General features: G+C 59.0%; 4 protein-coding genes. 3 read left to right on the top strand and 1 reads right to left on the bottom strand.

Annotation, left to right across the window (positions count from 1 at the left end; all coding sequences use genetic code 11):
- Nucleotides 1-159: 159 nt before the first annotated feature.
- Genes RX972_RS26160 through RX972_RS26150 form a run of 3 tightly spaced genes read left to right on the top strand, consistent with a single transcriptional unit; the run spans nucleotide 160 to nucleotide 4,554 of the window.
- Nucleotides 160-1,767: a carboxyl transferase domain-containing protein gene (locus RX972_RS26160; RefSeq protein WP_122709083.1), complete on the top strand. Its 1,608-nt coding sequence runs from the start codon at nucleotides 160-162 to the stop codon at nucleotides 1,765-1,767.
- Between the two features lie 13 nt (nucleotides 1,768-1,780).
- Nucleotides 1,781-2,596 carry a gamma-carboxygeranoyl-CoA hydratase gene (locus RX972_RS26155; protein ID WP_099269480.1) on the top strand — a complete coding sequence of 272 codons (816 nt, stop codon included), beginning with the start codon at nucleotides 1,781-1,783 and terminating at the stop codon, nucleotides 2,594-2,596.
- Entirely contained in the window at nucleotides 2,593-4,554 is a 1,962-nt protein-coding gene (locus tag RX972_RS26150) for an acetyl/propionyl/methylcrotonyl-CoA carboxylase subunit alpha (RefSeq protein ID WP_316879795.1), read from the top strand. Before RX972_RS26155 ends, RX972_RS26150 begins: the two co-directional genes overlap by 4 nt.
- 378 nt (nucleotides 4,555-4,932) lie before the next feature.
- Here RX972_RS26150 and RX972_RS26145 read toward each other — a convergent pair whose 3' ends face one another.
- Nucleotides 4,933-8,418, bottom strand: coding sequence for an indolepyruvate ferredoxin oxidoreductase family protein (locus tag RX972_RS26145; RefSeq protein ID WP_316879794.1), 3,486 nt, complete (start codon nucleotides 8,416-8,418; stop codon nucleotides 4,933-4,935).
- Between the last annotated feature and the right edge of the window lie 77 nt (nucleotides 8,419-8,495).

Below are 8,495 nucleotides of genomic sequence, written 5' to 3'. Positions count from 1 at the left end.
GAGCTATCGCGAGCAAGCTCACTCCTACAGTAAAAAGCATTCCAAATCAGATAGTTATATTTTGTTTGATAGGAGCGAGGCTTGCCCGCGATGCAGGAGACGAAAGTGGCAGACGTACCGCGGAATCTTTTATAGCGCGCAAAAAAACCCGGAGTAGCCATGACCATCCTCCAGACCCGCATCAACACCCGCTCCACCGAATTCGCCACCAACAGCGCTACCTTGCTGGAACAGGTCAACGCACTGCGTAACCTGCTCGCCAAAATCCAGCAAGGTGGCGGGCCAAAAGCTCAGGAACGCCATACCTCTCGAGGCAAATTACTGCCTAGAGACCGGATAAATCGCCTGCTAGACAGCGGATCGCCATTTCTTGAAATCGCTCAACTGGCCGCGCTGCACGTTTATGACGAAGACGTGCCCGCTGCCGGAGTGATCGCCGGGATCGGCCGCGTCGAAGGCGTGGAATGCATGATTATCGCCAACGACGCCACGGTCAAAGGCGGCTCGTATTACCCCCTCACGGTCAAAAAGCACCTGCGGGCTCAGACCATCGCCCAGCAGAATCGCCTGCCGTGCATTTACCTGGTCGACTCAGGCGGTGCCAATCTGCCGCGACAGGATGAGGTGTTTCCGGATCGCGAGCACTTCGGGCGGATCTTCTTCAATCAGGCCAACATGAGCGCGCTAGGAATCCCGCAGATCGCCGTCGTAATGGGCTCCTGCACCGCCGGTGGCGCTTATGTACCCGCCATGGCCGACGAAGCGATCATGGTTCGCCAACAGGCAACCATCTTTCTCGCCGGGCCTCCTTTGGTCAAGGCAGCGACAGGCGAAGTCGTCAGCGCTGAAGACCTGGGAGGTGCAGACGTGCATTGCCGCACCTCGGGGGTTGCAGACCATTACGCCGAAAACGACGAACACGCACTGGAGCTGGCACGCCGCAGCATCGCCAACCTTAACTGGCACAAACTCGGCACTTTGAATAACGCAGCCCCCATTGCTCCGCTGTACGCCGCTGACGAGCTGTATGGCGTCATCCCCGCTGATGCCAAACAACCTTTTGATGTCCGTGAAGTCATTGCCCGTCTGGTAGATAGCTCGGTGTTCGACGAGTTCAAAGCGCTGTTTGGCACCACCCTGGTGTGCGGCTTTGCAAGACTGCATGGCTATCCCGTCGCGATCCTCGCCAATAACGGCATCCTGTTCGCAGAAGCGGCACAGAAAGGCGCGCACTTCATCGAACTGGCCTGCCAGCGCGGGATTCCGTTGCTGTTTCTGCAGAACATCACCGGCTTCATGGTCGGACAGAAATACGAGGCCGGCGGCATCGCCAAGCACGGTGCAAAGCTCGTGACAGCGGTGGCCTGCGCCAAAGTCCCGAAATTCACCGTGATCATTGGCGGCAGCTTTGGTGCGGGTAATTACGGGATGTGTGGACGCGCATACGACCCCCGCTTCCTGTGGATGTGGCCCAACGCGCGGATCGGCGTCATGGGTGGCGAGCAGGCGGCGGGCGTGCTGGTTCAGGTCAAACGCGAACAGGCCGAGCGCAGCGGCGAACCGTTCAGTGCCAGCCAGGAAGCGGCCATCAAACAGCCGATCCTCGACCAGTACGAACATCAAGGGCATCCGTATTACTCCAGCGCCCGGCTATGGGATGACGGCGTGATCGATCCAGCACAAACCCGGGACATCCTCGGTCTCGCCCTCTCCGCCTCGCTGAATGCGCCTATCGAACCAACGACCTTCGGTCTGTTCCGCATGTGATCAGGAAACCCTCATGACTGACTTTCAAACCGTCGAACTGCTGCGAGATCCCCAAGGCTACGCCACGCTCTGGCTGAATCGGCCTGAGAAAAACAACGCGTTCAACGCGCAAATGATCCGCGAGCTGATCCTCGCGCTGGATGCAGTTCAGGCTGATGCCAGCCTGCGCTTCCTCCTTATACGCGGCCGCGGCAAGCACTTTAGCGCGGGGGCGGACCTGGCCTGGATGCAGCAGGCAGCCGATCTGGACTACAACACCAACCTGGATGATGCCCGCGAACTGGCCGAGTTGATGTACAACCTCGCCAAACTGAAGATCCCGACATTGGCGGTAGTACAGGGTGCAGCATTCGGCGGCGCGCTGGGTCTGATCAGTTGCTGCGACATGGCCATTGGCGCCACAAACGCTCAGTTTTGTCTGTCCGAAGTGCGCATCGGCCTGGCACCGGCGGTGATCAGTCCATTCGTGGTTCAGGCCATCGGCGAACGCGCAGCCCGCCGCTATGCACTGACCGCCGAACGCTTTGACGGTGTGCGTGCCCGGGAAATCGACCTCATTGCCGAGTGTTATCCGCCGCAGGAACTTGAGCAACAAGTGGAGACCTGGACCGGCAATCTGCTGCTGAACAGCCCCCAGGCCATGCGAGCCAGCAAAGACTTGCTGCGCGAAGTGGGCAATGGTGCACTGACGCCGGCCCTGCGTCGCTATTGCGAAAACGCTATCGCCCGGATTCGCACCAGCCCTGAAGGTCAGGAAGGTCTGCGCGCCTTTCTGGACAAGCGTCCACCCGCCTGGCAGACCGAGCAGCCCAAGGAGCCACGCCCATGAGCGCTTCCCCTCTAACGACTGTATTGATTGCCAACCGTGGCGAAATTGCCTGCCGCATCATGCGCACCGCGAAAAACCTGGGGCTGACCACCGTCGCTGTTCACAGCGAAACAGACAGACACGCCCGCCACACTCGGGAAGCAGACATTAAGGTCAACCTGGGGGGCAGCAAAGCTGCCGACAGCTACCTGCAGATATCCAGACTAATCGCCGCAGCCCTCGCCAGTGGCGCTCAGGCGATTCACCCCGGTTACGGTTTCCTCTCCGAAAATGCCGAATTTGCTCGCGCCGTTGAAAGCGCCGGCCTGATCTTCCTCGGCCCGCCCGCCTCCGCCATAGACGCCATGGGCAGCAAGTCCGCGGCCAAATCGTTGATGGAACAAGCTGGTGTGCCGCTGGTACCGGGTTACCACGGCGAGGCGCAGGATCTGGCGACCTTTCGCGAGGCAGCCGAGCAGATTGGTTACCCGGTACTGCTCAAGGCTACTGCGGGCGGCGGTGGCAAAGGCATGAAGGTTGTCGAGCGTGTCGAAGATCTGGCCGACGCACTTGCCTCGGCGCAACGCGAATCAGCGTCATCGTTTGGCGACTCGCGCATGCTGGTCGAGAAATACCTGTTCAAACCTCGCCATGTGGAGATTCAGGTGTTTGCTGATCAGCACGGTCATTGCCTGTACCTCAACGAACGCGACTGCTCGATCCAGCGTCGTCATCAGAAAGTCGTCGAGGAAGCGCCCGCGCCGGGCCTGAGTCCGCAGTTACGCAAGGCCATGGGCGAAGCTGCGGTTAAAGCGGCGCAGAGCATTGGTTATGTCGGCGCGGGAACTGTGGAGTTTCTGCTCGATGCCCGAGGCGAGTTTTTCTTTATGGAGATGAACACCCGCTTGCAGGTTGAACATCCTGTGACCGAAGCCATTACCGGTCTGGACCTTGTGGAATGGCAATTGCGAGTCGCACAGGGCCAAGCGCTGCCGATGACTCAGGAGCAAGTGCCTTTGATGGGCCACGCCATCGAAGTGCGGTTGTACGCTGAAGATCCAGACAATGAATTCCTGCCCGCTACCGGGACGCTGGCGCTTTATCGCGAAAGCTCGCAGGGCGCAGGGCGCAGGGTCGACAGTGGCGTGGCGCAGGGCGACAGCATCTCACCGTTTTACGATCCCATGCTCGGCAAGCTGATTGCCTGGGGGGAAGACCGCGAGCAAGCCCGTTTGCGTCTCCTGGCGATGCTCGATGAGTTCGTTGTGGGTGGGGTCAAAACCAACCTGCCGTTTCTGCGACGCATCATCTGCCACCCGGCATTTGCTGCTGCCGAACTGGACACTGACTTCATTCCGCGCCATCAGGCGCAACTGTTGCCGCCGCCTACTCCATTGTCGGAAGAGTTCTGGCAAGCGGCCGCTGCTGCGTTCAGTCAGACCGAGCCTGCTCGCGTGCGTCAGGACGATGCCCACTCACCCTGGTCGTCAATGAAGGGCCTGCGCTTTGGCATGGCAAGTGAAGTAGATCTGCACCTGGCCTGCGATGATCGGGAGCAAATCATCAAACTGTACGATGACAGCGCAGCGTCATTTCAATTGATTGGCGATCAGTTATTGATTGAGCGAAACGGCGTGCGTCAGCAACACCTGGCGCTGCGTCGCGACGACACCCTGTTCCTGAAATGGGCAGGTAACCTGCATGCTGTCAAACGCTTCAATCCCATCACAGCAGCAGACGCCAGCCACGCCCCTCAAGGCGGACTGACCGCGCCCATGAATGGCAGCATCGTGCGGGTTCTGGTCGAAGCCGGCCAGAACGTTGAAGCGGGTACGCTACTGGTGGTGCTGGAAGCCATGAAAATGGAACACAGCATCCGCGCTGACAAGGCCGGAGTCGTTACTGGCGTGCATTGCAGCGAAGGAGAGATGGTCAACGAGGGAGTGGTCTTAGTGGCAATTGAAGTGCTGGCTGAGTGACGATGCCGGAAGACCGTCCTCCAGGCTGAAGCCGGTCCTTCGAGAACCTGTATCAGCTGGGCTTGCCCGCGATAAGGACAACTCGGTTCACCTGCAACACCGCAGGGTCTGCATCGCGGGCAAGCCCGGCTCCCACAGGAGAAAGTGATCGCCTGCCCAGCAACGCTAGCCCGCGACGGCTTACGTCAGAGGACGCTATCGCGCGGCCAGCCCATAACTCTGTGGGAGCTGGGCTTGCCCGCGATAAGAACAACTCGGTCAACCTGCAACACTGCGGCGTCTGCATCGCGGGCAAGCCCGGCTTCCACAGGAAAAGCTATCCCCTGTCAAAGCAGTGCTGCCCGCCACAGTAATCCTGTAGCCGGACTCATTAAAATCTCAAGCCACCACCTCAAACAACTTCGGCGCCGCCACTTCTCCCGTCAACAGACTATGCCGTACCCGCTCGGCATGTAGCCCCGCAGCCTTCATGGCGCGTTCCTTGATGTGCCCGTAGCCGCGAATCTTCTCCGGCAAACGCGCCAATTCCAGTGCAGTGTGGCGATTCATGGCATTGAGGTTGAGCAGGATCAGCTCGACGTCGCTGATATACGCCTCGATCAACTCTCGCTCCTGCTGACGCTCAAGGCTGCGCCCGAATGGATCGAACGCCGTACCCCGCAAGAATTTAAACTTCGCCAGCCCGCCAAACGCCTTGAGCATCCAGGGTCCGAAACTGCGTTTACGAGGTTCTCCCGTCAGCTTGTCACGCTTGGCCAACCATGACGGCGCCAAGTGAAACTCCAGCCGGTAATCACCTTCAAACTGCGTCTGTAATTGACGGGTAAAATCGCCGTTGCTGTAGAGACGCGCGACTTCGTACTCGTCCTTGTACGCCAGCACCTTGAACAGATTGAACGCCACCGCTTCAGTCAGTACCGCCAACTGCCCCGGGAACAAGCGCATCTCGTTCTGCCGCACATTTTCAACCAGACGCGTATAGCGTTCAGCGTAGGCGGCGTTCTGGTAATCGGTCAGCGCAGCGACGTTGGCTTTGATGCGTTGCGCCAGGTCAACGGGCTGCGGCGCTTCGACAATTTGCTCCTGAGGATGAGCGATGGCTTGCACAGCCGCCAGATCATGGGCTGCTCGCCGTCCCCACAGGAAAGCCTGTTGATTCAGCTCGACCGCCACGCCGTTGAGTGCGATGGCTTTTTCAATGGCTGCAGAACTGAGCGGAATGAAGCCCAGCTGGAACGCGTAGCCCAGCATGAACAGGTTGCTGGCAATGGTATCGCCGAGCAAACGAATCGCCAGATCAGTCGCTTCGATAAAGTGAGTTTTTTCAGCCCCCACAGCGTCCCTGATGGTTTGTTTCATCGCCTCGACTGGAAAAACCGCATCCGGATTACGGGTGAATTCCGCAGTTGGCGTTTGCTGGCTGTTGACCACGGCATGAGAAAAGGTCGAATTGAGCTTGGCGATAGCATCCGGCCCCGCCGCTACCAGCAAGTCGCAGCCGAGCAACAGGTTGGCCTCTCCGGCGGGAATGCGCACCGCAAACAAGTCCTGCTGACGTGCAGCGATGCGGATGTGACTGACAACCGGACCAAACTTCTGCGCCAGGCCGGCCTGATCCAGCACGCTACAGCCTTTGCCTTCAATGTTGGCCGCATAGCCCAGCATGGCACCCACGGTGGTCACGCCCGTACCGCCCACGCCGGACAGCAGGATATTGAACGGTCTATCCAGACTCTGCGGGTGAGGCTCAGGTAATGTCACGAAGCTCTGCACCTGATTCGGCAGCGCTGGCTTGCGCAGCTTGCCGCCATGTACGGTGACGAAGCTTGGGCAGAAACCTTCGACGCAGCTGAAATCCTTGTTACAGGCGTTCTGGTCGATCTCGCGTTTACGGCCTTGGGCGGTCTCTTTGGGCAGCACTGAAAGACAGCCGGACTTGACGCCACAATCGCCACAGCCTTCGCAGACGGCGGTGTTTATCAGCGCACGTTTTTCCAGATCCTTCATCGTGCCGCGTTTGCGCCGACGACGTTTCTCCGTGGCACAGGTCTGGTCATAAATGATTACTGAAACGCCCTTAAATTCACGCAGTTCGCGCTGCACGCTGTCCAGATCGCGGCGATGATGAAAACTGGTGATCGGGGCAAACCCTTCACGGCTTGGATATTTGTCCGGCTCATCGGACACCAGCGCGATGCGTTGCACGCCCTCGTTGAATACCTGACGACTGAGCTGATCGACACGCAGCACGCCATCGATGGGCTGTCCGCCGGTCATGGCGACTGCGTCGTTGTAGAGGATTTTGTAAGTGATGTTGACGCCCGAGGCCACCGCAGCACGCAAGGCCAGATGACCAGAGTGGAAATAAGTACCGTCGCCGAGGTTCTGAAACACGTGGGGCGTGTTGGTAAACGGTGCCTGACCAATCCAGGTCACGCCCTCGCCGCCCATTTGCGTGAAGGTCTCGGTGGCCCGATCCATCCAGATGGTCATGTAATGACAGCCAATTCCGGCCAGTGCGCGACTGCCTTCCGGAACACGGGTCGAGGTGTTATGCGGGCAGCCAGAACAGAAATGCGGGGTACGCTGGGTGTTGAACAAGGGCGCTTGCAGGGCTTTCTCTTTGTCAGCCAGAAACTGCAGGCGCGCGTCGATTTTGTCGCTGCTGTAAAACGGCGCAAGGCGTTTGGCAATCACCCTGGCAATCATTGCGGGAGTCAGCTCGCTCAGGTTCGGCAGCAGCGAAAGGCCTTGCTCGTCAAATTCGCCGACCACCACCGGACGGCGATCCACTGGCCAGTTGTAGAGCTGACCGGTGAGTTGATCCTCGATCACGCTGCGCTTCTCTTCGACTACCAGAATCTCGTCCAGGCCTTCAGCAAAACCATGGACCGAAACCGGCTCCAGCGGCCAGCTCATGCCGACCTTGAGCACCCGAATACCGACTTGAGCACACAGCGCTTCATCGATGCCCAGTTCTTCCAGAGCCTGACGCACATCCAGATAGGATTTGCCGGTAGTGACAATGCCCAGTCTTGGCTGCGGCGAATCAATTACAACCTTGTTAAGCTGGTTGGCACGGGCGAAAGCGCGAGCAGCGTAGATCTTATAGGTATTGAGCCGTGCCTCCTGAGCCAGTGGCGGATCCGGCCAGCGAATGTGCAAGCCACCTTCAGGAATGTCGAAGTCTTCAGGAATCTGCGTCGTGATGCGAAGTGGATCGACCTCGACCACGGCCGACGAATCGACGTTCTCGGCGATGGTTTTCATCGCCACCCAGCAACCGCTGTAGCGGGACAGCTCCCAGCCGATGATCCCGTAATCAAGGATTTCCTGAACGTTACTGGGGTTGAGCACAGGAATCATTGACGCGATGAACGCATGTTCGCTCTGGTGGGCGATGGTCGACGACTTGCAGCCATGGTCGTCCCCCGCCAGCACCAATACCCCGCCATTGGCTGCTACGCCCGCCGAGTTGGCATGTTTTAACACGTCGCCACAACGGTCCACACCCGGCCCTTTACCGTACCAAAGTGCAAATACGCCGTCGTATTTGCCTTCAGGAAACAGATTGACCTGCTGGCTTCCCCACACCGCCGTCGCCGCCAACTCTTCGTTGACGCCCGGCTGAAAGTGGATTGCGTTCTGCTTGAGGTAGTCCTTGGCGTCCCACAGGCTCTTGTCGAGATTGCCCAGAGGCGAGCCGCGATAACCGGAGATGAAACCGGCGGTATTCAGCCCTCGTGCCTCATCACGCTGCTTTTGCAGCATCGGCAGGCGGGTCAGGGCCTGGGTGCCAGTCAGGTACAGATTGCCGGTCGCGAGCCGGTACTTATCGTCAAGACGAATATCAGCCAAAGACATTCAGGCGCTCCTTTTATTTTTATGAGCAGTGTTATGGCGGCTAATCCGCCGGGCAGGTTCCGCCCAGGCGGTCACAA

This window comes from Pseudomonas syringae group sp. J309-1, from assembly GCF_032582135.1.
Classification (GTDB): domain Bacteria; phylum Pseudomonadota; class Gammaproteobacteria; order Pseudomonadales; family Pseudomonadaceae; genus Aquipseudomonas; species Aquipseudomonas quasicaspiana.
The sequence above is the reverse complement of the archived record's forward strand: the minus strand, read 5'-3'. Positions and strand labels throughout refer to the sequence as shown.